The sequence below is a fragment of the Acidithiobacillus sp. genome, assembly GCF_049965315.1.
Lineage (GTDB): Bacteria > Pseudomonadota > Gammaproteobacteria > Acidithiobacillales > Acidithiobacillaceae > Acidithiobacillus_B.
The window spans coordinates 1-739 of the sequence record NZ_JBMFWL010000068.1; the positions used below are offsets into that span (position 1 = coordinate 1).

At 62.4% G+C, this 739-nt stretch carries 1 protein-coding gene; it reads left to right on the forward strand.

The window, feature by feature from the left end; genetic code table 11:
* Positions 1 to 382 precede the first annotated feature (382 nt).
* A partial coding sequence (locus ACP5MM_RS09815) for an FAD-dependent oxidoreductase (RefSeq protein ID WP_427934535.1) occupies positions 383 to 739 on the forward strand: 357 nt, incomplete at its 3' end.

Below are 739 nucleotides of genomic sequence, written 5' to 3' on the forward strand. Positions count from 1 at the left end.
GCGCGCCAGCCGGTCATGCGTGACCAGGGCCAGAGACGGATGCCGCGTCCTTTGCCGCGGCGGGCCTGGTGTTCGCGGATGCCGTGGACGAGGTCGAGGGCGCTGAGCAGGGCAGGGGGGACGGGGACGGCGCGGTAGATGCCGCGCTGGCGTTTTTTCAGGCTCTCGAAGATGAGCACGCCGGCGGCGAATGGACTCGCGCTACGCTTCGTTATATCTTAAGAATAGCATATTCAGCCTGTCGAAGAAGGCGGTTAGGTGATGTTTCGGTTTGAAAAGCCAGACGGCACCGGACGATACGACTTCCCCCGTCAGAGCAGATCATCATGCCCAATCCGCCGGACCGGGCATTGCGATAGATAAACGGTGGGGAAACGAGAGCATGGCAAAAATCACCATCATCGGCGCCGGTTTCGCGGGTCTGACCGCCATTCGCCTGCTCCGCCGCAAAATGCCGCAAGCCGACATTACGCTGATCGCGCCGCAGGCCACCTTTCTCTATTATCCGAGCCTGATCTGGATTCCGACCGGATTGCGCACGGCAAAAGATATCCTGCTTCCCTTGGGGGCGTTTTTGCAACGCACGAGGGTACATTTCCACCAGGCCCGGGTGCTCGGACTCAAGAACGGTGGGCGCATCGTCGTCACCACGGCCGGAGAGGTGGCGAACGAGGTGCTGATCATCGCCAGCGGCGGCCGGGGGTTGCGGGCACTCCCCGGGATCGAGCACAGTTGGGCG